24 protein-coding genes are annotated in these 22,036 nt (G+C 61.5%); 9 read left to right on the forward strand and 15 right to left on the reverse strand.

The window, feature by feature from the left end; all coding sequences use genetic code 11:
* Positions 1–27: 27 nt before the first annotated feature.
* The 12 genes from nuoL to E8K79_RS13225 form a co-directional block, all read right to left on the reverse strand.
* A complete protein-coding gene (nuoL, locus tag E8K79_RS13170; protein WP_136515141.1) occupies positions 28–2,031 on the reverse strand; it encodes an NADH-quinone oxidoreductase subunit L in 2,004 nt (667 codons plus the stop codon).
* 150 nt (positions 2,032–2,181) lie between these two features.
* Positions 2,182–2,484, reverse strand: coding sequence for an NADH-quinone oxidoreductase subunit NuoK (gene nuoK, locus E8K79_RS13175; protein ID WP_135869124.1), 303 nt, complete (start codon positions 2,482–2,484; stop codon positions 2,182–2,184).
* A gap of 19 nt (positions 2,485–2,503) precedes the next feature.
* The gene (locus E8K79_RS13180) at positions 2,504–3,007 is read right to left on the reverse strand and encodes an NADH-quinone oxidoreductase subunit J family protein (RefSeq protein ID WP_135869123.1); all 504 of its coding nucleotides are present in this window, start codon (positions 3,005–3,007) and stop codon (positions 2,504–2,506) included.
* A gap of 10 nt (positions 3,008–3,017) precedes the next feature.
* On the reverse strand, positions 3,018–3,416 hold the full coding sequence (nuoI, locus tag E8K79_RS13185; RefSeq protein WP_135869122.1) for an NADH-quinone oxidoreductase subunit NuoI: 399 nt from the start codon (positions 3,414–3,416) through the stop codon (positions 3,018–3,020).
* Between the two features lie 41 nt (positions 3,417–3,457).
* Positions 3,458–4,507: an NADH-quinone oxidoreductase subunit NuoH gene (gene nuoH, locus E8K79_RS13190; RefSeq protein WP_135869121.1), complete on the reverse strand. Its 1,050-nt coding sequence runs from the start codon at positions 4,505–4,507 to the stop codon at positions 3,458–3,460.
* A gap of 41 nt (positions 4,508–4,548) precedes the next feature.
* A complete protein-coding gene (locus E8K79_RS13195; RefSeq protein ID WP_135869120.1) occupies positions 4,549–7,014 on the reverse strand; it encodes a molybdopterin-dependent oxidoreductase in 2,466 nt (821 codons plus the stop codon).
* Between the two features lie 117 nt (positions 7,015–7,131).
* Positions 7,132–8,913 carry an NADH-quinone oxidoreductase subunit NuoF gene (gene nuoF, locus E8K79_RS13200; RefSeq protein WP_135869119.1) on the reverse strand — a complete coding sequence of 594 codons (1,782 nt, stop codon included), beginning with the start codon at positions 8,911–8,913 and terminating at the stop codon, positions 7,132–7,134.
* Positions 8,914–8,950: 37 nt separating this feature from the next.
* On the reverse strand, positions 8,951–9,457 hold the full coding sequence (nuoE, locus tag E8K79_RS13205) for an NADH-quinone oxidoreductase subunit NuoE (RefSeq protein ID WP_136515142.1): 507 nt from the start codon (positions 9,455–9,457) through the stop codon (positions 8,951–8,953).
* A 31-nt stretch (positions 9,458–9,488) separates the two neighbouring features.
* Positions 9,489–10,658, reverse strand: a complete 1,170-nt coding sequence (gene nuoD, locus E8K79_RS13210) for an NADH dehydrogenase (quinone) subunit D (RefSeq protein WP_136515143.1) — start codon at positions 10,656–10,658, stop codon at positions 9,489–9,491.
* 55 nt (positions 10,659–10,713) lie between these two features.
* Positions 10,714–11,199: an NADH-quinone oxidoreductase subunit C gene (locus tag E8K79_RS13215; RefSeq protein ID WP_136515144.1), complete on the reverse strand. Its 486-nt coding sequence runs from the start codon at positions 11,197–11,199 to the stop codon at positions 10,714–10,716.
* Between the two features lie 33 nt (positions 11,200–11,232).
* Entirely contained in the window at positions 11,233–11,745 is a 513-nt protein-coding gene (locus E8K79_RS13220; protein WP_136515145.1) for an NADH-quinone oxidoreductase subunit B, read from the reverse strand.
* On the reverse strand, positions 11,736–12,092 hold the full coding sequence (locus tag E8K79_RS13225) for an NADH-quinone oxidoreductase subunit A (RefSeq protein ID WP_135869114.1): 357 nt from the start codon (positions 12,090–12,092) through the stop codon (positions 11,736–11,738). The genes E8K79_RS13220 and E8K79_RS13225 overlap by 10 nt, the downstream gene beginning before the upstream one ends.
* Before the next feature lie 404 nt (positions 12,093–12,496).
* Here E8K79_RS13225 and hemL point away from each other — a divergent pair, with 404 nt between their 5' ends.
* Positions 12,497–13,780, forward strand: coding sequence for a glutamate-1-semialdehyde 2,1-aminomutase (gene hemL, locus E8K79_RS13230; protein ID WP_136515146.1), 1,284 nt, complete (start codon positions 12,497–12,499; stop codon positions 13,778–13,780).
* Positions 13,781–13,872: 92 nt separating this feature from the next.
* Here the strand turns inward: hemL and E8K79_RS13235 are convergent, their stop codons facing one another.
* Positions 13,873–14,925, reverse strand: coding sequence for a GspE/PulE/PilB domain-containing protein (locus E8K79_RS13235; RefSeq protein ID WP_136515147.1), 1,053 nt, complete (start codon positions 14,923–14,925; stop codon positions 13,873–13,875).
* A gap of 339 nt (positions 14,926–15,264) precedes the next feature.
* Here E8K79_RS13235 and E8K79_RS13240 point away from each other — a divergent pair, with 339 nt between their 5' ends.
* The 6 genes from E8K79_RS13240 to E8K79_RS21295 are packed head-to-tail and all read left to right on the forward strand — an operon-like array spanning position 15,265 to position 20,064.
* The gene (locus E8K79_RS13240; RefSeq protein WP_136515148.1) at positions 15,265–15,528 is read left to right on the forward strand and encodes a chaperone NapD; all 264 of its coding nucleotides are present in this window, start codon (positions 15,265–15,267) and stop codon (positions 15,526–15,528) included.
* Between the two features lie 28 nt (positions 15,529–15,556).
* Positions 15,557–17,875, forward strand: a complete 2,319-nt coding sequence (locus E8K79_RS13245) for a molybdopterin-dependent oxidoreductase (protein ID WP_136515149.1) — start codon at positions 15,557–15,559, stop codon at positions 17,873–17,875.
* Between the two features lie 4 nt (positions 17,876–17,879).
* Positions 17,880–18,536: a MauM/NapG family ferredoxin-type protein gene (locus E8K79_RS13250; RefSeq protein WP_136515150.1), complete on the forward strand. Its 657-nt coding sequence runs from the start codon at positions 17,880–17,882 to the stop codon at positions 18,534–18,536.
* A complete protein-coding gene (locus tag E8K79_RS13255) occupies positions 18,526–19,353 on the forward strand; it encodes a 4Fe-4S binding protein (protein ID WP_136515151.1) in 828 nt (275 codons plus the stop codon). Before E8K79_RS13250 ends, E8K79_RS13255 begins: the two co-directional genes overlap by 11 nt.
* A 10-nt stretch (positions 19,354–19,363) precedes the next feature.
* Positions 19,364–19,675 carry a hypothetical protein gene (locus E8K79_RS13260; RefSeq protein ID WP_135869107.1) on the forward strand — a complete coding sequence of 104 codons (312 nt, stop codon included), beginning with the start codon at positions 19,364–19,366 and terminating at the stop codon, positions 19,673–19,675.
* A gap of 2 nt (positions 19,676–19,677) precedes the next feature.
* Positions 19,678–20,064, forward strand: a complete 387-nt coding sequence (locus E8K79_RS21295; protein ID WP_198419819.1) for an ATP-binding protein — start codon at positions 19,678–19,680, stop codon at positions 20,062–20,064.
* Here E8K79_RS21295 and E8K79_RS13270 read toward each other — a convergent pair.
* Positions 20,027–20,764 carry a sulfite exporter TauE/SafE family protein gene (locus E8K79_RS13270; protein ID WP_136515152.1) on the reverse strand — a complete coding sequence of 246 codons (738 nt, stop codon included), beginning with the start codon at positions 20,762–20,764 and terminating at the stop codon, positions 20,027–20,029. The two genes, E8K79_RS21295 and E8K79_RS13270, sit on opposite strands and share 38 nt — an antisense overlap.
* Positions 20,761–21,174, reverse strand: a complete 414-nt coding sequence (locus E8K79_RS13275) for a winged helix-turn-helix domain-containing protein (RefSeq protein WP_136515153.1) — start codon at positions 21,172–21,174, stop codon at positions 20,761–20,763. The genes E8K79_RS13270 and E8K79_RS13275 overlap by 4 nt, the downstream gene beginning before the upstream one ends.
* A 258-nt stretch (positions 21,175–21,432) precedes the next feature.
* On the opposite strand from E8K79_RS13275, the gene E8K79_RS13280 reads away from it, so the two are divergent.
* Together E8K79_RS13280 and E8K79_RS13285 are read left to right on the forward strand one after the other, a co-directional pair.
* A complete protein-coding gene (locus E8K79_RS13280; RefSeq protein ID WP_135869104.1) occupies positions 21,433–21,678 on the forward strand; it encodes an AtpZ/AtpI family protein in 246 nt (81 codons plus the stop codon).
* A complete protein-coding gene (locus E8K79_RS13285; protein ID WP_135869103.1) occupies positions 21,647–22,036 on the forward strand; it encodes an ATP synthase subunit I in 390 nt (129 codons plus the stop codon). The genes E8K79_RS13280 and E8K79_RS13285 overlap by 32 nt, the downstream gene beginning before the upstream one ends.

The raw sequence follows: 22,036 nt of genomic DNA on the forward strand, positions 1-22,036 counted from the left end.
TCAAAATTATCTGAAAGTCTTCAAGTCTTAACGGAAGAGGTATACCGCGACGATCAGCACCACGCCCAGAACCATGGAGAAGGCGTAGTTGTGAACGAAGCCGGTCTGCACGTAGCGCAGGATGCCGGAGAAACCGCGGACCACGGCGGCGATGCCGTTCACGATGCCGTCGACCACCACCACGTCGAACCCTTTCCAGAGGAAGTTGCCGAGGGCCTTGCAGGGGTTGACGAACACGAAGTCGTAGATCTCGTCGATGTACCACTTGTTGTAGACCGCGCGGTGCAGCGCCGGGACCATGGAGGTGAACTTCTCCGGGATGCTCGGAGCGATCACGTACAGCGCGAAGGCAAGGCCGATGCCTGCGAAGGCGATTACCACGGAGGTGCCCATGAGGCCCCACTCGAGAGCCACGGAGTGGACGCCGTGAGCGCCGTGGGCGATCATGTACTGGGTGGAGTAAGCGAATACCGGCTCAAGCCAGTGCTCGAAGTAGTTGGGCATGTCGCCTAAGACTTCGCCGAGGATCTTCGGCACGCCGATCCAGCCGCCGACCAGGGAGAGGGTGGCGAGGCAGACGAGCGGCACGGTGATGACCCAGGGAGACTCGTGCAGGTGGTGCCACGCCTTCTCGGAGAGACGGGTCTTGCCGAAGAAGGTCATGCAGACCAGGCGGAACATGTAGAAGGCGGTGAGGCCGGCGGCGATGGCGCCTGCTGCCCAGAGCGCGTAGTTCACATCATGGTGGTGCGGGTTGGCGAACGCCTGCCAGAGGATCTCGTCCTTGGAGAAGAAGCCGGCAAGGCCCGGAACGCCTGCGATGGCGAGGGTGGCGATGAAGAAGGTACCGAAGGTGACCGGCATCTTCTTGTACAGCCCGCCCATGTTCCTCATGTCCTGCGGGTCGGCCTCGGAGTGCTCGTGGTGCAGCGCGTGGTGCATGGCGTGGATGACGGAGCCGGAACCGAGGAACAGGCAGGCCTTGAAAAAGGCGTGGGTCATCAGGTGGAACACGCCGGCAGTGAAGGCGCCGACCCCCATGGCCAGGAACATGTAGCCGAGCTGGGAAACGGTGGAGTATGCGAGGACGCGCTTGATGTCGTTTTGTGCGGTGCCGATGGTCGCCGCGAAGAGGGCGGTGGCGGCGCCGACGCAGGCGACGACGAGCAGAGCGGTCGGGCTCTTGATGTAGATGAAGTTCATGCGGGCGATCATGTAGACGCCGGCGGTGACCATGGTGGCGGCGTGGATGAGCGCGGAGACCGGAGTCGGGCCTTCCATCGCGTCCGGGAGCCAGGTGTACAGCGGGATCTGGGCAGACTTACCGGTGGCGCCCAGGAAGAAGCAGAGACAGATGGTGGTCACCACGGCACCCGGGACGAGGAGGTCGGCGTTTTTCGCGAGCTCGACGAAGTTGATGGTCCAGACGTTGTGGTTGACACCAAGGTACCAGAAGAGGGTGAAGAGACCGAGAAGGAAACCGAAGTCGCCGACCCTGTTCATCACGAATGCCTTCTTGCCTGCGTCGCCGGCGCTCTTCTTGTGGAAGTAGTAGCCGATCAGGAGGTAGGAGCAAAGGCCGACGCCCTCCCAGCCGATGAACATGAGGAGCAGGTTGTTGCCCGACACGAGGCAGAGCATGGAGAAGGTAAAGAGGTTCAGGTAGCAGAAGTAGCGGTAGAACCCTTCCTCGCCGTGCATGTAACCGATGGAGTAGAGGTGGATCAGGAAGCCGATCCCCGTTACGATCATCAGCATGGTTGCCGAGAGCGGGTCAATCAGGAAGCCGATGTCGGCCTTGAAGTTCCCCGACTGGATCCAGGTGAAGATCGTCTTCTGGAACACCCGCTCCTCGCCCGGCAGACTCAGGAGCTGGAACAGGATCCCGCAGGCGACCATGAAGGAGGCGAACACGCTACCGGCCGCGATACCGCCGATGACGGTCTCGTTTTTGATCTTCTTGCCGAGTAGGCCGTTGATGACCGAGCCGATGAGAGGGCACAGTGGGATCAACCATACTAAATCAAACATCCCTGACTCCTTTTATTACTAAAGGTTCTAAGTTCTAAGTTCTATGTTCTAAGTTCCAAGTCACCCGCCGATGCTACCCTTTCCGTCCACACAGGCCCAGCTCTTAACGTAGAACATAGAACGTAGAACCTAGAACGGGTTTTGTCGGGTTTACAGTTTCAGCAGGTTGATGTCCTCGACGTCGATGGACTCGCGGTTCTTGAAGAAGGCGATCATGAGCGCGAGGCCTACTGCGGCCTCGGCCGCGGCGACGGTCATGACGAAGAACACGAAGACCTGCCCGTCGATGTTGCCCAGGTGCCTGGAGAAGGCGATGAAGGTCAGGTTCACCGCGTTGAGCATCATCTCGACGCACATGAAGATGACGATGGCGTTTCTCTTGGTCAGGACGCCGATGGTCCCGATGGAGAAGAGGATGGCCGAAACTATCAGGTAATTTTCGATCGCTAGCATGTCAGTTCCCCTTGTAGCGTTAAATTTTCTTCTTGGCGAGAACGACTGCGCCAACGATCGCAGCCAGGAGGAGCACCGAGGTGACCTCGAACGGCAGCAGGAAATCGGTGAAAAGCGCCTTGCCGATCAGCTCGACGTGCCCGACGCTTACGATCTGTTCCTTGGTCATGGTCCCGACCTGGCCGGTCATGGAACCCTTCATCAGGAACCAGACGGTCTGGAAGAGAACGAAGAGCCCGATGGCGGAGCCGGCGATCACCGCGTGGGTGCCGCGCTTGACGGTCTCGACCCTCACGTTCAGGAGCATGATCACGAAGATGATCAGGACCATGATGGCACCCGCGTAGACGATCACCTGGGTGGCCGCCATGAAGGGAGCGTCCAGCATGACGTAGAAGGTAGCCAGGCAGAAGAAGGTCATCACCAGCGACAGCGCGCTGTTGATCGGGTTTTTGCAGGTGACAACTAGGATGCTGGAAATGATGGCCACCGCAGCCACGACGAGAAAGAATAACGATTCCATTGCTGCTCCTTTATTTCTTTTCTAAGAGTCTCTCTTTGGTGTAGGTGAAGTCAGCGCGCGAGTAGTTGGCGAGTTCGAACTGTTCAGTCATCCGAATCGCGTCAACCGGGCACGCTTCCACACAGTAGCCGCAGAAGATGCAGCGCAGCATGTCGATTTCGTATTTCGCAGCGTACTTGTCGTGGTTTGCGTCCTCGCCAGCCTCGACCGTGATGCACTTGGCCGGGCAGACGGTGGGGCAGAGGTAGCAGGCTACACACTTCGCCTTGTCGTGGGAGACGTTCAGCGCGTGCAGTCCGCGGAAGCCGGGCTTGACGTCAGGACGCTCGGTCGGGTACTGCAGCGTGACCGGCTTCTTGAACATATGTGAAATGGTGATCTGAAGACCTTTTATGAGCGGCATTATCATTTGCGGCACCTCGCCTAGAAGTTGTGTAACTTAAATTCTGACTACTTGCTGATGAACATGACCCACAGGCCGGTCGCCATTACGTTGACCAGGGTGAGCGGCAGGAACACCTTCCAGCCCAGACGCATGAGCTGGTCGTAACGGTAACGCGGGTAGGTGGCCCTGATCCACATGCAGAGGAAGATCAGGAAGTACACCTTGGCGATGAACCAGAACCAGCCGGGGAGGAAGGCCGGGCCGTGCCAGCCGCCCAGGAACAGCGTGGTGGTGACGGCGCAGACGGTGATCATGTTGGCGTATTCCGCCATGAAGAACATCGCGTACTTCATGGAGGAGTACTCGGTGCAGAAACCGGATACCAGCTCCGTCTCGGCCTCGGGAAGGTCGAACGGGGTCCTGTTGATCTCTGCCAGCGAGCAGATGAAGAAGATGATGAAAGCGAAGGGCTGCTTGAAGGCGTACCATGCGCCGCCCGCCTGATCGGCTACGATCTTGTGCAGGCTGAGGCTCTCGGAGAGCATGAAGACCGAGATGATGGCGAGGCCGGCGGCGAGCTCGTAGGAGATCATCTGCGCCGCGGAGCGAAGCCCGCCGAGCAGGGAGTACTTGGAGTTGGAGGCCCAACCCGCTAGTACGATGCCGTAGACGCCCAGGGATGCCATAGCAAGGATGTAGAGGACGCCGACGTTGATGTCGAAGACCTGCTTGCCGGCTTCATCGTAGTAGGCAGCGATCTGCAGCGGCACGGTGTACCCGCCGATGGTCACGCTGTCGCCGAAGGGGATGACGGCGAAGGAGATGAACGCCGGAATCAGTGCGACGAGGGGAGCTATCAGGAAAGCGAACTTGCTCGCCTGAGACGGGACGATCTCCTCTTTGAAGAACAGCTTTACGCCGTCCGCGATCGGCTGCAAGAGCCCGTGCCAGCCGGTCCTCATGGGACCCAGACGCACCTGCATGTGCCCGATGATCTTGCGCTCTGCGTAGGTGGCGTAGGCCACGGTAAGCAGTACGAAGACAAAGGCTACGAGCACTTTGGCAACCATGGCTATGTAGTACGCGACCGGCAGTCCTAAGATTAGCGTATCCATCTGATAGTCTTCCCCTCTTGTATAGATTTTCTAGCTGTCAGCTATTTCTTGGCGACGGTGACGTAAGTGACCTCGGCGCCGTCAGTGATGGTGTTGACGCTCCCCTCACCGAAGTGGTAGGGGGAGAAGACGACGCCCTGCGGCACCCTCTTGCCGACCTTGGCGGCAACCTGCACCGCGCCGGTGGCGCTCGTTACGGTGACCTGGTCACCCTCGGCGATCTTCAGTGCCGATGCGTCGGCCACGTTCAGTTCAGCGTAGGCATCCGGGCAGACGTACATCGGGCCTTCGCCGAAGCGGCTCATGGTACCGCAGTGGTAAAGGGCGCTGCCGGTGACCATGGCGAGCTTGCCTGCCGCAGGTGCGACCGCTTTTGCCTGAACCGGAACCAGTTTGGCGGCGACGGAGACCGGGTAAACGGCCCCTTCGTCCTTAAGACCCGCCTGGCTGAGACCCTTGTAAGCCGGGACGGTTGCTGCGATCTCGGTGAAGACCTCGCCCTGGTTGTTGTAGCGTGCCCCGCCGAGAGCCTGGGAGATTGCGCTCAGGATCTCGAAGTCGCTCTTCGCAAGGCCGACCGCGGGAATCGCTTTTCTCACGTTCTGGACGCGGCGCCCAAGCGAGGTGTAGGTACCGTTCTTCTCCGCGAAGGAGCAGGCCGGAAGCACCACGTCGGCAAGGGCCGCAGTTTCGGTGAGGAAGAGGTCGGCAACTACCATGAACTCGACGTTCTCAAGCGCCTTCTCGACCTTCTTGCGGTTCGGGTAGGAAACCACCGGGTTCTCGCCGGCGACGAACAGTGTCTTCACGTTGCCATTCGCGCAGCCGTCGATGATGGCGGAGGCGGCAAGCCCGGTCCCTTTCGGGTAGATGCCCATGTCGACCGCGCCCTGGCTGTTGTTCTTCTCGCCCATGATGAGGAGACCGGAACCTTCCTTGCCGATCTTGCCGGTGAGGATGGCGAGGTTGCCTGCAGCGGAGGCGAGGGCCGCGTTGTGGCCGGGGTAGCCGAGGCCGATCGGCAGGATGATGAGTGCCTTCTCGGCGGTGGCGTAGTCTTTTGCGATTGCCGCGATCTCCTCGGCGGTGACACCGGCCTTCTCGGCAGTGGCATCGGCGACAGCGGCCTTCAGGGCGTCCAGACCGGCAACGCCTTCAGCAACGAGACCCTGGTCGATGACCGACTTGCAGAGCGCGTTGAAGAGGGCAACCTCGCTGCCCGGGGTGTGGACCGTGGTCTTGGCACCCGGCAGACGGGTGAGTTTGCCTTTCTTGTCGGAGACGATCCTGATGGCGACCCCTTTTCTCTTCACGCCGAGGTTGATCTCGAAGCCGATGACCGGGTGGGTCTCGTAGGCGTCGGACTTCACGACGAGGAGCAGGTTCGACTTCTGGATGTCGGCGATCTCGGAGGGGGAAGCGGCCACGCCGAAGGAAGCGACGGCCCCCTTGGTGAGCGCCTCGTGGGCGAAGCCCGCCGAGTGATCGATGTTGTCGGTGCCGATGGTGCCGCGGAAGACCTTCTCAAGGAGGAAGAGTTCTTCGTTGGTAAGCCTCGGGGTGGCAAGCGCCGCCACGGAAGCGGGATCGCTCTTGCCGGCAGAAAGCCTGGAGGTCACCTCGGCGAGGGCCTCTTCCCAGGTTGCTTCCTGGAGCTTGCCGTTTTTCCTCACGAGCGGGGTGGTGAGACGCTTGTCGGAGTTGACGAACTGGTAGCCGAAGCGGCCACGGGTGCAGAGCTGGCCGTTGTGGAAGCCCTGGTTCTCGTCGTAGATGGTGGTGAGGACCTTGCCGTCCTTGCTGCCAAGGGTGAGCTGGCAGCCGGTGCCGCAGTAAGAGCAGACGCTCTTCGTCTTCTGCAGCGCCCACCAGCGGGCCTTGAACTTGAAGGGGCGGGAGTTCAGCGCGCCTACCGGACAGACCGAAACGCAGGAGCCACAGAACTCGCAGTTCAGGGGCCCGTCGAACTCGGTGCCCATCTTCGCCTCGATACCGCGGTTGATGAAGGTGTAAGCACCGTAGGAAACGATCTCGTCGCAGATCCGCGCGCACTTGCCGCAGTGGATGCAGCGGTTCATGTCGCGCTCGATGAGCGGGTTCTCGTAGTCGATCTCGTGGTTGAACTTCTCGTCCACGAACCGGTTCATGTTCACCTTGTACTCGTAGGTGAGGTTCTGCAGGTCGCAGTCGCCTGCGGCGTCACAGACCGGGCAGTCGATCGGGTGCTTGAGGAGCAGGAGCTCAAGGACCAGCTTCCTCGCCTTCACGATCTCGTCGGTGGTGGTCTGCACGATCATTCCCTCGGTGACCGGGGTGGTGCAGGCGGGGATGAGACGTCCCTTCATCTGCTCCACCTCGACGAGGCACATGCGGCAGCCGCCGAACGGGTGCAGCTTTTTGTCATGGCAAAGGATCGGTATCTTGATACCACACGCCTTGGCGGCGTCGTAAATGGTGGCGTCCTTTTCTACCGCAACCTGTTTTCCGTTTATCGTAAGATTTACCATCTCGACCTCTGTCTCCCCGGAGTCATAAATCTGGTTCTACGTTCTATGTTCTACGTTCTACGTTCACGTCTAAGGGTTTAACTTAGAACGTAGAACGTAGAACCTAGAACGGTTTTATTACTCAATGGCCATGAAGCGGCAGGCGTCGTAGCAGGACTTGCACTTGGTGCAGTTCTCCTTGACCAGGTACGCCACCTCGCCCTTCTCCCACTTGATGGCGTTCGACGGGCAGGCCCTCAGACAGGCGCCGCACTTGACGCACTTCTCGGGGACCACCTGCCACAGGAGGAGTTCCTTGCAGGAGTTGGAGGGGCAACGCTTATCCAGGATGTGCGCCTCGTACTCGTGCCTGAAATACTTGACGGTGGAGAGAATCGGGTTCGGAGCCGTCTGCCCCAGACCGCAAAGGGATGCCTTCTTGATGGTGGCGCCCATCTCCAGGAGGGTGTCGATGTCTTCCATCTCGCCCCGACCTTCGGTGATCCTCTCGAGGATGTCGAGCATGGCCTTCAGGCCGATACGGCAGGGAACACACTTGCCGCAGGACTCCATCTTGGTGAAGGAGAGGAAGAAGCGCGCCACGTCGACCATGCAGGTGGTCTCGTCCATAACGACCAGACCGCCGGAACCCATCATGGCGCCCGCCTTGATGAGCGAGTCGTAGTCGACCGGGGTGTCGAGCACCTCGGCCGGGATGCAGCCGCCGGAGGGGCCGCCTGCCTGAACCGCCTTGAATTTGCGGTTGTTGGCGATGCCGCCGCAGACCTGGTAGATAACGTCGCGTACCGACATACCGGCCGGAACCTCGACGAGACCGGTGTGCTTCACCTTGCCGGTGACCGCGAAGATCTTGGTCCCTTTGGTGGTGTCGGTACCAAGGGATGCGTACCATTCGGAGCCCTTGTTGATGATGTGGCGCACGTTGGCGAAGGTCTCAACGTTGTTGATGTTGGTCGGGAAGCCCCAAAGGCCCTTGACCGCCGGGAACGGCGGACGGGGGCGCGGCATGCCGCGCTCGCCTTCGATGGAGGCCATGAGGGCGGTTTCCTCGCCGCAGACGAACGCGCCGGCGCCCTTCTTGATCCTCATGTCGAAGTCGAAGCCCCAACCCTTGATGTTCTTGCCCAGGTACCCCTTCTCGTAGCAGGTGTCGAGCGCCTTCTGGAGACGGTCGATGGCGAGCGGGTACTCGGCGCGGACGTAGACGTAGCCGGCGTCGCAGCCGATGGCGTAGGCCGCGATCATCATACCCTCGATGACGCAGTACGGGTCGCCTTCGAGAATGGAGCGGTCCATGAACGCGCCCGGGTCACCCTCGTCGGCGTTGCAGATGAGGTACTTGTGGTTGCCCGGGGAAGCGGCGCAGAAGCTCCACTTCATGCCGGTCGGGAAGCCCCCGCCCCCACGGCCACGCAGCCCGGATTTCTTCACCTCGTCGATGACCTCGGAAGGCTTCATCTCTTTGACGCACTTCTCGATCGCCTTGAAGCCGTCCTCTTCGAGGAAGGCGTCGATGCGCTCGGGGTCGATCTGGCCGCAGCCGGTCATGACCACGCGCATCTGCTGGTCGACGAAGGTGTTGTAGTAGGCCTTTGCCTTTTTCTTCTCGATGACTTCGTTGGCAACGATGTGCTGGTCGAGGATGGCAGCTACGTCCTCGGGCACAACGAAGTCGTAGGTGACCCTGCCCAGTTCGGGGGTGATGACGTCGACGAGAACGTCGTTGGCGCACAGGCCGCGGCAGCCGGTCTTGACCACGTCGCAACGCTTGCCGACCTGGGCCACGATCCCCTTCTCCGCTATCAGCCTGGTGAACTCGGCCTCGACCTGCTTGGCGCCGGCCGAGATGCCGCCGGTACCCTGACAGATAAGTATTTTGATTCCTGCGTTATCGCTCATGACAAAAGGTCCCCTGCTGAGAAATTGACGTCTCGGCTTACTTCATCGGCCGTGCGTTGTAGGTTTCAATGATCTCGTCCACTTTCTGGACCGTCATCTTGCCGAATGTGTCGTCGTTCACCATGGCCAGAGGCGCCATGCCGCAGGCACCAAGGCAGGCCACCTTCTCGAAGGTGTAGCGCAGGTCCTCGGTAGTCTCCGCGTGCCCGATCCCGAGGCGTCCGAAGAAGGTCTCGGTGATGCGCTCCGCCCCCTGTACGTGGCAGGCGGTGCCGACGCAGACCCTGATGATGAAACGGCCGCGCGGCTTCAGGTGGAACTGGGCGTAGAAGGTGAGCACACCGTAGATCTGGCTCGGGTAGACGTTCAGCCGCTCAGCGACCAGGTCGATGGTCGGCTTCGGTACGTACCCGTAGGCTTCCTGGATGCCCTGCAGGACCGGCATGAGGTTGCCCGGCAGTGTCAGGTACTTGTCGATGACTTCGTTGGCCTCGGTCAGATCGATTTCTTCGGCCGGAATTTCTTCGGCTGGAGCGTTAGACATTTACCCCATCTCCTTTACTTGTTGATTAAAACTAACGGTCAATTTCGCCAAGTACGATGTCTAGCGTTCCGATGACGGCAACAAGGTCGGCCAGCATGGAACCCTTGGCCATCTTCTCGATGGCGGAGAGGTTCACAAATGACGGCGGGCGGACCCTCATGCGGTACGGCATGTTGCCGCCGTCCGACACGATGTAGTAGCCGAGCTCCCCTTTCGGGTTCTCGACGGCCATGTATACCTCGCCCTCGGGGACGGGGAAGCCCTCGGAAGCGATCTTGAAGTGGTGGATGAGACCCTCGATGGAGTTGTACACGCTATCCTTCGGCGGGTAGCAGACCTGCGGGGCATCGGCGAGGATCGGTCCGGGCTTCAGCCGCTTCAGGGCCTGGTCGATGATCTTCACCGCTTCGCGCATCTCTACGAGACGTACCTTGTAGCGGTCGAAGGTGTCGCAGTTCTCGCCGACCGGCACCTTGAAGTCGAAGTCTTCGTAGCCGGAGTACGGCAGGTCGCGCCTGAGGTCGAAGTCGACGCCGGAGCCCCTGAGAGCCGGACCGGAGATGCCGTAGTCGATGGCGTCCTCGGCGGAGATGACGCCGTTGCCGATGGTCCTCTGCAGCCAGATGGTGTTCTTGGTGAGAAGCCCCTCGTAGGTGTCGAAGTGACCCGGGAAGGTGTCCACGATCTCCTGCACCTTCTGCTCGAAGCCGGCGGGGAGCTCGCGGGACAGGCCGCCCACGCGGAAGTAGTTGGAGGTCATCCTGGCGCCGGAGACCATCTCGTAGAGGTCCATCACCATCTCACGCTCGCGGAAGGCGTAGAGGAACACGGTCATCGCGCCGATGTCGAGGGCGTGGCAGGCGATCCAGACCAGGTGGCTCTTCAGACGGGTGAGCTCCGCCATGATGACGCGCACGAGCTTCGCGCGCTCCGGGACGTCGAGGCCCAGGAGCTTCTCGACGGCCAGCACGTAGCCCAGGTTGTTGTGCATCGGGGCCAGGTAGTCCATGCGGTCCGTGAGGGGGAGTGCCTGGTGGTAGGTGCGGTGCTCGGCGAGCTTCTCCACGCCCCGGTGCAGGTAGCCGATGTGAGGGGTGATCTTCTGTATCACCTCGCCGTCCAGCTCTACTACGAGCCTCAGAACGCCGTGGGTACTGGGGTGCTGGGGCCCCATATTCAAAGTCATTATTTCACTAGCCATTGATCGCCTCTATTTTTTGGAAATGGAAATCGTTCCCTGGTTTCGAACTCTCTGCCTAAGACAGACGCCCCTTGTACGGCTCGCGGTCGGGTCCCTGGAGGGGGTAGTCCTTCCTGAGCGGGTGCCCGACCCAATCATCGGTCATCAGGATGCGCACCAGGTTCGGGTGGTTCTTGAAGTCGATGCCGAAAAGGTCGAACGCCTCGCGCTCCAGCCAGTTGGCGGAGTTCCAGAGGGCGGTGGCGGATTCGATGGAGCAGTCCGCCTCGGTCACCGGCGCCTTCACCCTGATCCGGTCCTTGTTGGGGATGGAGAGGAGGTTGTAAACCACCATGAAACGCGGCTCCTGGCCCAGGTAGTCGACCGCGGTGAGGTCGGAGAGGAAGTTGTAACGCAGGTCGTCCCTGAGGAACTTCAGTACCTCGAGAACGCTCTCCTTCTTGACGATCACCGTCACCTCGCCGCGATGCTCCTTGTACTCGAGAAGGGCATCCGCGTAACGCTCCTTCAGCTTCACTACAGCGCGATTATTTTCTGCCATGTCAGCCTTACCTTTCCCTTTGGTCGTTTTGGATTATGCGGCGGGTTCGAGTCTGTCGCCCAAGCCGATGGAAGAGCCGAAGGAGTTCTTCTCGTTGGCGATCTTGTCCTGAAGCTTCATCAGGCCATAGAGAAGGGCCTCAGGACGCGGCGGGCACCCCGGGATGTAGACGTCGACCGGGAGCGCCTCGTCGATGCCCTGCACGACGGAGTAGGTGTCGAAGATCCCGCCCGAGCAGGCGCAGGCGCCCATAGCAACCACCCACTTCGGTTCCGGCATCTGCTCGTACACGGTCTGAATGACCGGGAGCATCTTCTTGGTGACCGTGCCGGCGATGATGATGCAGTCCGACTGACGCGGGGAGGCGCGGAAGATGATACCGAAACGGTCCAGGTCGTGCTTGGCCGCACCGGTCGCCATCATCTCGATCGCGCAGCAGGCAAGACCAAAGGTCATCGGCCAGATGGAGGACTTCCTGGCCCAGTTAACCAGGCTGTCCAGAGAAGTCGTGATGATGTTTTCGCCCAGCGGCTGAGTTACTCCCATTCCAGTGCTCCTTTTTTCCAAACGTAGATGTAGCCTACGAAGAGTATGACGATGAAGAGGCCCATCTCGGCCAGGCCGAACATGCCCAGGCGCTTGAAGAGGACCGCCCAGGGGTACATGAAGACCGCCTCGATGTCGAACAGGATGAAGAGCATCGCGATCAGGTAGAACTTGATCGAGAAGCGCTCGCGTGCGCTGCCCACCGGCTCGCAACCGCACTCGTAAGGTGCGAGCTTCACCTTAGACGGCTTCTTCTGGCCTATGAGCGATGAGAAGACCACCGACCCCAGACCGAACAAGACCGCTATGACCACCAGCACCAAGATTGGCAGATATGCACCAAGCATCCCTTATCCTCCCGTACTACCAGGTTGTTGTTGATTTTCTTTTCAAGCGCGCGGAAATGCCGTATACTGCACGCTTCTCGACCAACAAGCCCCGCCGCTTCCGATAGTTAGCAAGCGCTGCGCCTTCGAAAAAGTATACTGTATACAACATTGCGACCGAAAATTATTTCATTTCACCATCTTTGTCAAGCAGAAATTATCCAGTTATCCCCGAACCGTTTACAGAACGGCGTATACTTTTCCCAAATTGTATTACACCCTTAGGCCTGCACCCCTCCTGCACCTCTCCCACCCCCTCCGGCCGTATACGAGAAAAGTTTTTAATTCTTGACAGAATATCAGCGGCTATGCTAACCAGAGAGCCCGATAGTTAATAATTTCCAGCCAGTTAGGAGAACCCCGTCATGCAAAACAGCCGTTCGTCGCAACTCTTTCAGCAGGCGCTCAAATCCATCCCCGGCGGGGTCAACTCCCCCGTGCGTGCCTTCCGCTCGGTAGGCTCCGATCCGTTGTTCATAAAGAGCGCTGCCGGCCCCATGATCTTCGACGAAGACGGCAACGGCTACATCGACTACGTGGGCTCCTGGGGTCCGATGATCGTCGGGCACTGCCACCCGAAGGTGGTCGAGGCGATCAAGAAGGCCGTCGATAGCGGCGCATCGTTCGGCGCGCCGACCGAGCTCGAGATCACCCTGGCCGAGATGGTGATCGCGGCGGTCCCCTCCATCGAGATGGTACGCATGGTGAGCTCCGGGACCGAGGCGACCATGAGCGCCATCAGGCTCTCCCGCGGCTACACCGGGCGTGACAACATCCTCAAGTTCTCCGGCTGCTACCACGGCCACTCCGACTCCCTGCTGGTGAAAGCGGGCTCCGGCCTCGCCACCTTCGGGGTGCCCGACTCCCCGGGCGTTCCGGCCGACCTCGCCAAGCACACCCTGACCGCGACCTACAACGACCTCGACTCGGTGCGCGCGCTGGTCGCCGCCAACAAGGGGACCATCGCCTGCGTCATCGTCGAGCCGGTGGCTGGGAACATGGGTACCGTTCCGCCGCAGGAAGGGTTCCTGGAGGGACTGCGCGAGATCTGCACCGAGGAAGGGATCGTGCTTATCTTCGACGAGGTCATGTCCGGTTTCCGCGTCGCCTACGGCGGGGCGCAGGAGCGCTTCGGCATCACCCCGGACCTCACCACCCTCGGGAAGATCATCGGCGGAGGGCTCCCGGTAGGCGCCTTCGGCGGTAAGAAAGAGATCATGTCCCAGCTCTCGCCGGCAGGCGGGGTCTACCAGGCGGGCACCCTTTCCGGGAACCCGCTCGCCATGACCGCGGGCATCGAGACCCTGAAGCTCCTGCAGGAGCCGGGCTTCTACGAGAAGCTCGAGGAGAAGAGCAAGTTCGTCGCCGAGGGAATAGCGAAGGCGGCCAAGGACGCCGGTTACCCGCTCTACTCGACCCGCGTCGGCTCCATGTTCTGCGGCTTCTTCTCGAAAGAGCCGGTCTACAACTGGGACAGCGCCGCCAAGTGCGACACGAAGGCGTTCGCCACCTACTTCCGCGGCATGCTGGAAGAGGGTGTCTACCTCGCCTGCTCCCAGTTCGAGACCGCCTTCGTGGGCGCTTCCCACACCGAAAAGGACCTCGAGAAGACCATCGCCGCCGCCGCGAAGTGCTTCAAGGCGCTCTAGGCCGAGCTTTCCCCTTTGCGCAAAAAAAGAGGCGCCCGCGTTTGCGGGCGCCTCTTTTTCTTTGGTGTTGTTGCGGGTGACCGGATGGCCGCCTAGGAGGATTTTATCTTCCTGCGTAACGAGAGCATCTCAAGACTCAGCTCGGCCATGACGCCCACGCGCTGTAGCTCGAAGGCACCCCCGCCTAACCGTCCCTTGGCATCGCTCGCATAGATCACCGCCACAACGTGCCCTCCCATGGAAACAGGGAGCAGCAACGCGGACGCGGGCAGTGTCCCACCCATGGCACGCACCACCAAACCGTCGACGTCCCCCTGGGCAAGCTCGCACATGACAAGCCCCTTTTCCTCCACCATGCGCACCATGTGCGGCAGCCGCTCCAGCTCGGTCTCGAACCCGGCGAACCCTTCCACCACGTCCCCATCGGCTACGGCCTGTACGCCGCAAACCTTACCGGACTTAAGACGCAAAAAGCCACCGCGATCGAACTCACCACCCATGTAGGTAACCACCGACTGAACGACCTCCAGCTCGGTCGCAGCCCCCGCCATCATCTCGGCGACGTCCTTCACGGTGAACTGCTCCACCGGCGCCTTTTCACCAGGCATGCTCACCCAACGTGTTCCTGTTGTGAGGGGCGCCGAAGCGGCACTAGCCGAACCCGCCTCGAATGAGGTTCTCAATCCCCCTTCGACTTTTATGAAGCGGGTGGGGCGGGCGATGCGGTAGTACCTCTCAAGCGCCGCGTTCAACCTGAGCTCGGTGCAGATCCTCGGCTTGACGACGTACCCGGTAACGAACCCGATCTCCTCAACGGCGTTGAAATCATGAGGATTGGCCATGGCAAGCGAAAGCCGTTTGCCATCGAGCGCCAGGGGCACGACGCGATACTTGCGCACCAGCTCCACAGGGACGAGCTTGATCACGTCTCTCGGGAGCTCGCCAAGCTCGAAAGGCTCGACGCAGGGGGCACCGGTTTGTTCACTCAGGACATGGGCGAGTTCCTCCTCCGACACGAGACCCATCTCAACGAGATTGGTCCCGATTCTCCCCCCGTAGATCACCTGTGCCTTCAGCACTTGATCCAGTTGCCCTTTCGTCAGGGCCCCAACCTTCAGCAGCATCTCGCCAAGCTTCGCCGACATCCGTTACCTCCTGGGTTCCTTCACCACACTCATAAAGTTGGCACATTCTACTTAACACAGTCTTATGACGCAACAAACTTCTGCTACCCGCCTGTCGCTGACCTATTTGCCGACGGCCCCAGTACCTTCAATGACCCAGAAAGCACGACTCGGGCCCTAAAAGCTCACTGAAGGTCCGACATGTTCGCAGTGACAGTTTGGCCACAACTTATACGACTAATTGAGCCTACCCTAATGTAATGTTTTTTCTGCATTGACCTGCGAAATTCAGCGAGCATGGTAGTATTTCTTCGTTTTGGATCCTGCTATGCCAGTAATCCGTATTCACCCGGAGGAGATATGCCTATTTCAGGAATCGTTGTGTCATGCAGACCCGAGGAGGCCAGCGGCGTCGCCGAAAAACTTGCCGGCAACCAGGGGATAGAGGTGCACGGCGTGCTTGCCGACGGCAAGATCGTGGCCGTCATCGAGGCGGACACCATCGACGCGGAGGTCGACCTGGTGAAAGGGCTGCAGCAGATGGAGGGGGTGATCTCGGTGCAGCTTGCCTACCACAACTTCGAGGATGCGGCTCCCGAGGGGGCCCACCCGGCCGGTTTTTAACGCATTCAATATTCTCAAGGAGGACGCGATGGGACTTTCCAGACGAGACTTCATCAAGGCCTGTGCCGCTGCGGCCGCATTTGCCGCGGCAGGCGCTTCGGTGGCACGACCCGAGTGGGCGGAAGCGGCGGAGGACGGCATCACCTGGGGCAAGGCTCCCTGCCGGTACTGCGGCGTCGGATGCTCGGTCCTGGTGGGTGTGAAGGGGGGACGCATCGTGAGCACCAAGGGGGACCCGGCCGGGCCGGTGAACAAGGGGCTCAACTGTATCAAGGGGTACTTCCTCTCGAAGGCGCTCTACGGCAAGGACCGTCTCACCACGCCTCTGATCCGCAAGGGGAACAGGATGGTCGAGGCGAGCTGGGACGAGGCGCTCGACCTGATCGCCGCGCAGTACAAGAAGGCGATCGCCGAGCACGGGCCCGACTCGGTCGCCCTCTACGGCTCGGGGCAGTGGACCATCCAGGAGGGTTACGTCGCCTCGAAACTGATGAAGGGGGGGATCGGCACCAACAACCTGGAACCGAACGCGAGGCTTTGCATGGCAAGCGCGGTGGTGGCCTTCATGAACACCTTCGGCTCGGACGAGCCGATGGGGTGCTACGACGATCTCGACCTCGGCGACACCTACGTCCTTTGGGGCGCTAACATGGCCGAGGCGCATCCGGTCCTCTTCTCGCGTCTCATCGACAACAAGCTGAAGCACCCGAAGGTGAAGTTGATCGACATCGCCACGAGGCGCACGCGCACCACGAAGATGGCGGACGAGTTCATCGCTATCAAGCCACACGGCGACCTGGCCGCCCTGAATGCCATCATCCACGTGATCCTGCGCGACAAGCTCTACGACGAGGCGTTCGTGGCCAAGCACGTCTCCTTCAAAAGGGGGAAGGAGAACGCCCCTTACGGCCTGAAGGACAAGGAGGCGTTCAACGAGACCCCCGCCGACGTGAAGAACCTCTCCTTCGAGGAGTACAAGGCGCTCATGAAACCTTACACCCCGCAGTGGGCGCAGAAGGTCTCCGGCATCCCCGCCGCGAAGATCGAGGAGCTCGCCAGGGTCTACGGGGACAAGTCCCGGAAGGTGAACTCGCTCTGGACCATGGGGGTGAACCAGCACTCCCGCGGGGTCTGGGTGAACAACCTGATCTACAACCTGCACCTTTTGACCGGTAAGATCTGCAAGCCCGGTGAGAACCCGCTCTCCCTCACCGGCCAGCCCTCGGCATGCGGCACCGCCCGCGAGGTCGGCACCTTCGCGCACCGGCTCCCGGCGGACATGGTGGTGATGAACGAGGCGCACCGCAAGAAGGCGGCGGGGATCTGGGGGGTTCCGGCGGAAAAGATACCGGCCAAGGTCGGGCTGCACACCGTCGAGATGTTCCGCGCCATCGACCGTGGCGAGCTTAAGTGCATCTGGATCCAGTGCACGAACCCCTTCCAGTCGCTCCCGAACCTGAACCGTGTGCGCAAGGCGGCCCAGTCGAGAAAGGCCTTCATCGTCGTCTCGGACATCTACCCGACCCGCAGCACCGAGCTCGCCGACGTGGTGCTCCCCTCGGCCTCCTGGGTGGAGAAGGAGGGGGTCTTCGGCAACACGGAAAGGCGCACCCAGCAGTGGTTCAAGATGGTGAACGCCCCTGGCAAGTCAAAAGAGGACGTCTGGCAGTTGATCGAGTTCGCGAAAAGGATGGGGCACGGCGCGCTCTTCCCCTACCCGGAGAAGGGGATGCACCGGGCGATCTTCGAGGAGTACCGCAAGTTCACCTTGGGGACCGGCAAGGACCTTGCCCCCTACGGCACGTACGCCAAGGTGCGCGGGCTGCGCTGGCCGGTGAAGGCGAACGGCACGGAGACCAGGTGGCGCTACACCGAGGCGGACGACGAGCACGTTGCCAAAGGCGAGGGGATCAAGTTCTACAAGGCGCCCAACAACAAGGTGTCGGTCTGGTTCCGCCCCTACGAGCCACCAGCCGAGGTCCCGGACCGCAACTACCCGTTCTGGTTCTGCACCGGGAGGCTCCTCGAGCACTGGCACACCGGCACCATGACCGGGCGTGTCCCCGAGCTTAGGCGTGCGGTCTCCCAGGCGACGGTGGAGCTGCATCCGGAAGACGCAAAGCGGCTCGGCATCAGAAACCGCGACCAGGTGCGCATCACCTCACGGCGCGGCTCGATCGTGCTGACCGCCGAGATCGGCGGCAGGGGGACCCCGGAGCGCGGCTCGGTCTTCACCACCTTCTTCGACGAGAAGAAGCTCGTGAACGAGATCTGCATCGACGCCTTCGATCCGCTCTCCAAGGAACCGGATTTCAAGAAGTGCGCGGTCAAGATACAAAAGGCGTAGGAAGGTGCCGAAAGAGCGGGACGATAGCGGCATCTCGCGGCGCCGGTTCCTGAAGGGGGGAGCCTTGGCACCCTTAGCACTCGCGCTCGCGACCGCCGGGGGGGCCTCGGTCTACCTGCGGCCGGGGGAGGCGCACGGCTTCGTGCTCAGGCCCCCCGGCGCCATCGCGGCACGTCGCTTCCTGGCCGCCTGCGTGCGCTGCGGTAAGTGCGCCCAGGCCTGCCCGTATCACGCGATCAGGCTCCAGGACCGGAGCGTCGGGATCGGGACGCCGTACATCGCGGCGCGACAGATCCCCTGCTACCTCTGCCCCGATCTCCCCTGCGTCAAGGCCTGCCCGTCCGGCGCGCTCGACCCGAAGACCACCGAGGTGGAAAAGGTGCGCATGGGAACCGCGCAGATCGTGGACCGGGAGGGGTGTCTCTCGATTCGCGGGCTGCGTTGCGAGGTCTGTTACCGCCAGTGCCCGCTCATCGACCAGGCCATCACCCTGGAGCCGCGGCACAACCCCAGGACCGGGGAGCACACCATCATGGAACCGGTGGTGCACCGGGAGAAGTGCGTCGGCTGCGGGGTCTGCGAGAACGCCTGCGTGCTCCCAAAGCCGGTGATCGTGGTGCGGGAGACGGTAGAGGTCCAGAGGGACAGCTATGACTTCTAGGTGGTGGCTGCCGCGCCGGGCGGTGCAGACCGGCACCATTTTGCTACTCGCCTCTCCGGTGGCGGGGTTCACCTTTTTCAGCGGCAACCTGGCCTCCGCGGAACTTGCCGGGGTGCGCCTTTCGGACCCGCTCGCCTGCCTGCAGGCGGTGATCGGCTCCGGCGTCCTTATCCCCTCCTTCCTCTTCGGGGCGCTCCTGGTGACTTCCGGGTACTTCGTCTTTGGGGGGCGCAGCTTCTGCGGCTGGGTCTGTCCGGTAGGCTTTCTGACCGAGCTGGGGGAGAAGTTCTCGAGCAAGGTGAGGCGTGGGGGACGATTCCTGCCGCTTGCCACCGGCCGCTACATCCTTGCGGCCGTGCTGGTGACCGTGGCGGCGACCGGGGTCCCCCTTTTCGAGGTGCTGTCGCCCATCGGCATCATGGGGCGCGCCATCGCCTTCGCCTCCCTCGTCCCGCTTTTGGTCCCGGCTGCGATCCTCTTGGTGGAAGGCGTTGCTGCGCCGCGGGTCTGGTGCCGCTCGCTCTGCCCGCTGGGCGCGTTCTACGCAATCATCGCCCGCTTCAGTCCTCTGAAGGTAGGCTTCCACAGGGAGCGCTGCACGGGGTGCGGCGACTGCGTTGCGGTCTGCCCGGTCCCGGAAGTGCTCGAGCCGCTTTGGGACCAGGGGGCGTGCCGGGTGTGCGCCGGAGAGTGCACCCGCTGCCTTGCCTGCCTCGACATCTGCCCCGAGCGCGCCTTAAGCGTCGGGTTCCGTTTCAAGAAAGAGCCCCACTCCGTAACGGACGTGGGGAGACCGATCGAGAAGTCCGCCCCATAGGAGGTCTTACATGAAGAAAAACGTGCTCCCCCTCATCCTTTGCGCCTTCCTGGCGCTGGCACTACAGGCCCCGGCATGGGGCGACGAGGCGGAAGAGTCTGCGCCCGACCTGGCCGCGGATGCGCAGCAGTCTCCCGGAGATCCCCCGGTTATTCCGCACGCCGTGAAGGCGAACCAGGACGGCGAGGAGTGTAACGCCTGCCATCGCGACGGAGTGAAGGGGGCGCCTGCCACGAGTCACCCCGAGCGGCTCAACTGTACCCAGTGCCATGTGCAGGGGGGTAAGGAAAGCGTGAAGAAAGGAAAGCGCGGCAAGAAATGACCGTGAGCCGGAAGGATTTTTTTCGCGGCAGCTTCTACGCGGTGGGGGATTTCCTGCTGAACTCCGGCCGGGTCCTGGCTGATCCCGGGGAGGTGCGTGACCGGGAGCCGGGCCTGTCGGCGCATGCGGCGGGAGACGACGAAGCGGGGGTGGTCAGGGTGGCGCGGGTCGATTCCGAGCACTGCCCGGCCGGAAGCTGCGGCTGCTTTACCTGCCTCGACAGATGCGAGGCGGGGGCGCTCTCCTTCGCCGCGGGGGTCGGCATCGTCATCGACGAGGGGCTCTGCACCGGGTGCGGCGCGTGCGTCTCCTGCTGCCCGCTCGCCGAAGTGGCGCTCCGCCTGGTCCCGGCTAGGTCAGGATCAACTTCAGAGCCGCCGAAAAGGTGACCAGGGAAAGGGTCCTCAGTATGGCCGGCACGGGTAAGAGTCGGCTGCCAAGCGCCGAGCCCAAGAGGCCGCCCAGGACGGCCGCTGCGGCGAGCCATGCGGAACCGTGCATGACGTTTCCCAAGGAACTCACGTGACCGAGCAGGCCGGCGATGGAATTGACCAGGATGAAGAGCGCCGAGATGCCGGCGGTCTGGCGCGGCGTGGCCCAGCCGAACAGCAGCAGGAGCGGGCTCAGGAAGATCCCTCCCCCGACGCCGATGAGGCCGGAGACGAAACCTAAGACCATGCCGATCACCGCCGCGACCGCCTGCGGAGGAGACGAGGGGGGAACCGGATTTTCGACCCGGCGGTAGACCAGCCGGAAGGCGGCGAAGAGAAGCACCGCCCCAAGCAGGGGCTTGAAGTAGATCGCGGGGAGTTGCAGCGCACCGCCAACGAAACTCATCGGGATGGAAGTTACGGCGAAGGGCCAGAAGACGGACCAGCGAAACTGGCCGGCGCGCCGGTAGGTGCAGGTGGCGATACCGGCGACCAGGATGTTGAGGACGAGGGCGGTCGGCTTTATCGACGCGGTCGGCAAGGCGAAAAGGGCCATGAGGGCGATGTAGCCGGATGCACCACCGTGCCCGACGCTCGAGTAGAGGACGGCGACCACCAGGATACAGACGAAGAGCGCTGCCAGGAGGGTGAGCGTCATAGGGCGAACCCCAGGTTGGCGAACTTGCCGTTCACGAGCTCTTCGAACCCCTTTTGTAGCGCTTCGAACTTCTGGAGCAGGCTTTCCGCCTCGAGGGTGAGCGTCGACACTCCACCTCCGCTCCCCCCTTTGGAGCGAAGCACAAGCGGAAAGCCGAGCCGTTTCTCCATGGAGTCGATGTAGGTCCAGGCCTTGCGGTAGGGGATCCCCATCTCCTTCGCGGCGGCGTTTATGGAGCCGCTCTTCCCCACCAGTCGCAGCAGCTCGAGGCGCCCCTGTCCCAGCACCGGTTCCCCGTCCAGTTCGATCCAGATCTTGGAGCGGACGCAGAGTCTCGAACGAGCGGCGCCGGCCCGGCTCTCCCTCGCTCCATCCTTTCCGCAGCTGTCATCGCGGCTGTGGTCAGTCATTGCAGCTCCTTCCCCTGGGACGCATCCGTTATACCAAAAGCGCACAACGCAACAGATGGTACCACCTTTCCCGCAACGGGCAACCTTTTCCCACTGCGCCATAGCGTCCTGAGGTAACATAAAGGGCAAGACGCCGCGATAAATCGCTATTTTTGTTGAGGCGCGTCTTGGAAATTAATTGACATTAGTACCGCCGACGTGCTATTTAGCCTTGGTTTTCTACCCGTGATTTGTATACGGGACAGAGGACGCACAGTTATGAATGAAGAAAAGAAGAACCTGCTCAGGACGCTGGGCATGATCTCCACCATGGGGATCGCGTTCGCGGTGGCCATCGCCATCGGCGTCTACGTGGGGTTGAAACTGGACCATTGGCTCGGCACTGACCCGTGGTTTTTCTTCATCTTCATGTTTTTCGGCATTGCGGCAGGTTTCCGCAACATATTCATATTAGCGGGAAAAGAGCTGCGCGATGACGGGTCCGACAAGGATAAACGAGAGTAACATCTTCTCCTGGCTGGTGCGTGGGAGTCTCCTGCTGAGCGGGGCTTTCGGCGCCGCCGGTGCCTTGCTGGTCTCACCGAGGTTCGGAGTTTCGCTCTTCGCGGGCGGCATGCTCGCCATCGCGAACTTCTTCTGGATCCGCAACGGTCTGGAAGCGGCGCTCCGCCTGCAGCCGCGCAACGCCTCGCGCTTCGCCGTACTGCGCTACATCCTGCGGCTGGCCATCATGGCGGCGCTTTTGTACCTGGCGATCGTGGTCCTAAAGGCAGACATCTTCGGCCTTTTGATTGGACTTTCGGTCCTCGTGATCAACATAATCGCTTTTTCGATATATTTGTCGACCCGTAAAGGAGGCTAG

It is taken from the genome of Geomonas edaphica (genome assembly GCF_004917075.1).
GTDB classification, from domain to species: Bacteria; Desulfobacterota; Desulfuromonadia; order Geobacterales; family Geobacteraceae; genus Geomonas; species Geomonas edaphica.

Bases quoted from the DNA above. Each gene is read 5' to 3' on its own strand.
- nuoL (WP_136515141.1), bottom strand. From the start codon at position 2,031: ATGTTTGATTTAGTATGGTTGATCCCACTGTGCCCTCTCATCGGCTCG.
- nuoK (WP_135869124.1), bottom strand. From the start codon at position 2,484: ATGCTAGCGATCGAAAATTACCTGATAGTTTCGGCCATCCTCTTCTCC.
- E8K79_RS13180 (WP_135869123.1), bottom strand. From the start codon at position 3,007: ATGGAATCGTTATTCTTTCTCGTCGTGGCTGCGGTGGCCATCATTTCC.
- nuoI (WP_135869122.1), bottom strand. From the start codon at position 3,416: ATGATAATGCCGCTCATAAAAGGTCTTCAGATCACCATTTCACATATG.
- nuoH (WP_135869121.1), bottom strand. From the start codon at position 4,507: ATGGATACGCTAATCTTAGGACTGCCGGTCGCGTACTACATAGCCATG.
- E8K79_RS13195 (WP_135869120.1), bottom strand. From the start codon at position 7,014: ATGGTAAATCTTACGATAAACGGAAAACAGGTTGCGGTAGAAAAGGAC.
- nuoF (WP_135869119.1), bottom strand. From the start codon at position 8,913: ATGAGCGATAACGCAGGAATCAAAATACTTATCTGTCAGGGTACCGGC.
- nuoE (WP_136515142.1), bottom strand. From the start codon at position 9,457: ATGTCTAACGCTCCAGCCGAAGAAATTCCGGCCGAAGAAATCGATCTG.
- nuoD (WP_136515143.1), bottom strand. From the start codon at position 10,658: ATGGCTAGTGAAATAATGACTTTGAATATGGGGCCCCAGCACCCCAGT.
- E8K79_RS13215 (WP_136515144.1), bottom strand. From the start codon at position 11,199: ATGGCAGAAAATAATCGCGCTGTAGTGAAGCTGAAGGAGCGTTACGCG.
- E8K79_RS13220 (WP_136515145.1), bottom strand. From the start codon at position 11,745: ATGGGAGTAACTCAGCCGCTGGGCGAAAACATCATCACGACTTCTCTG.
- E8K79_RS13225 (WP_135869114.1), bottom strand. From the start codon at position 12,092: ATGCTTGGTGCATATCTGCCAATCTTGGTGCTGGTGGTCATAGCGGTC.
- hemL (WP_136515146.1), top strand. From the start codon at position 12,497: ATGCAAAACAGCCGTTCGTCGCAACTCTTTCAGCAGGCGCTCAAATCC.
- E8K79_RS13235 (WP_136515147.1), bottom strand. From the start codon at position 14,925: ATGTCGGCGAAGCTTGGCGAGATGCTGCTGAAGGTTGGGGCCCTGACG.
- E8K79_RS13240 (WP_136515148.1), top strand. From the start codon at position 15,265: ATGCCTATTTCAGGAATCGTTGTGTCATGCAGACCCGAGGAGGCCAGC.
- E8K79_RS13245 (WP_136515149.1), top strand. From the start codon at position 15,557: ATGGGACTTTCCAGACGAGACTTCATCAAGGCCTGTGCCGCTGCGGCC.
- E8K79_RS13255 (WP_136515151.1), top strand. From the start codon at position 18,526: ATGACTTCTAGGTGGTGGCTGCCGCGCCGGGCGGTGCAGACCGGCACC.
- E8K79_RS13260 (WP_135869107.1), top strand. From the start codon at position 19,364: ATGAAGAAAAACGTGCTCCCCCTCATCCTTTGCGCCTTCCTGGCGCTG.
- E8K79_RS13270 (WP_136515152.1), bottom strand. From the start codon at position 20,764: ATGACGCTCACCCTCCTGGCAGCGCTCTTCGTCTGTATCCTGGTGGTC.
- E8K79_RS13275 (WP_136515153.1), bottom strand. From the start codon at position 21,174: ATGACTGACCACAGCCGCGATGACAGCTGCGGAAAGGATGGAGCGAGG.
- E8K79_RS13280 (WP_135869104.1), top strand. From the start codon at position 21,433: ATGAATGAAGAAAAGAAGAACCTGCTCAGGACGCTGGGCATGATCTCC.
- E8K79_RS13285 (WP_135869103.1), top strand. From the start codon at position 21,647: ATGACGGGTCCGACAAGGATAAACGAGAGTAACATCTTCTCCTGGCTG.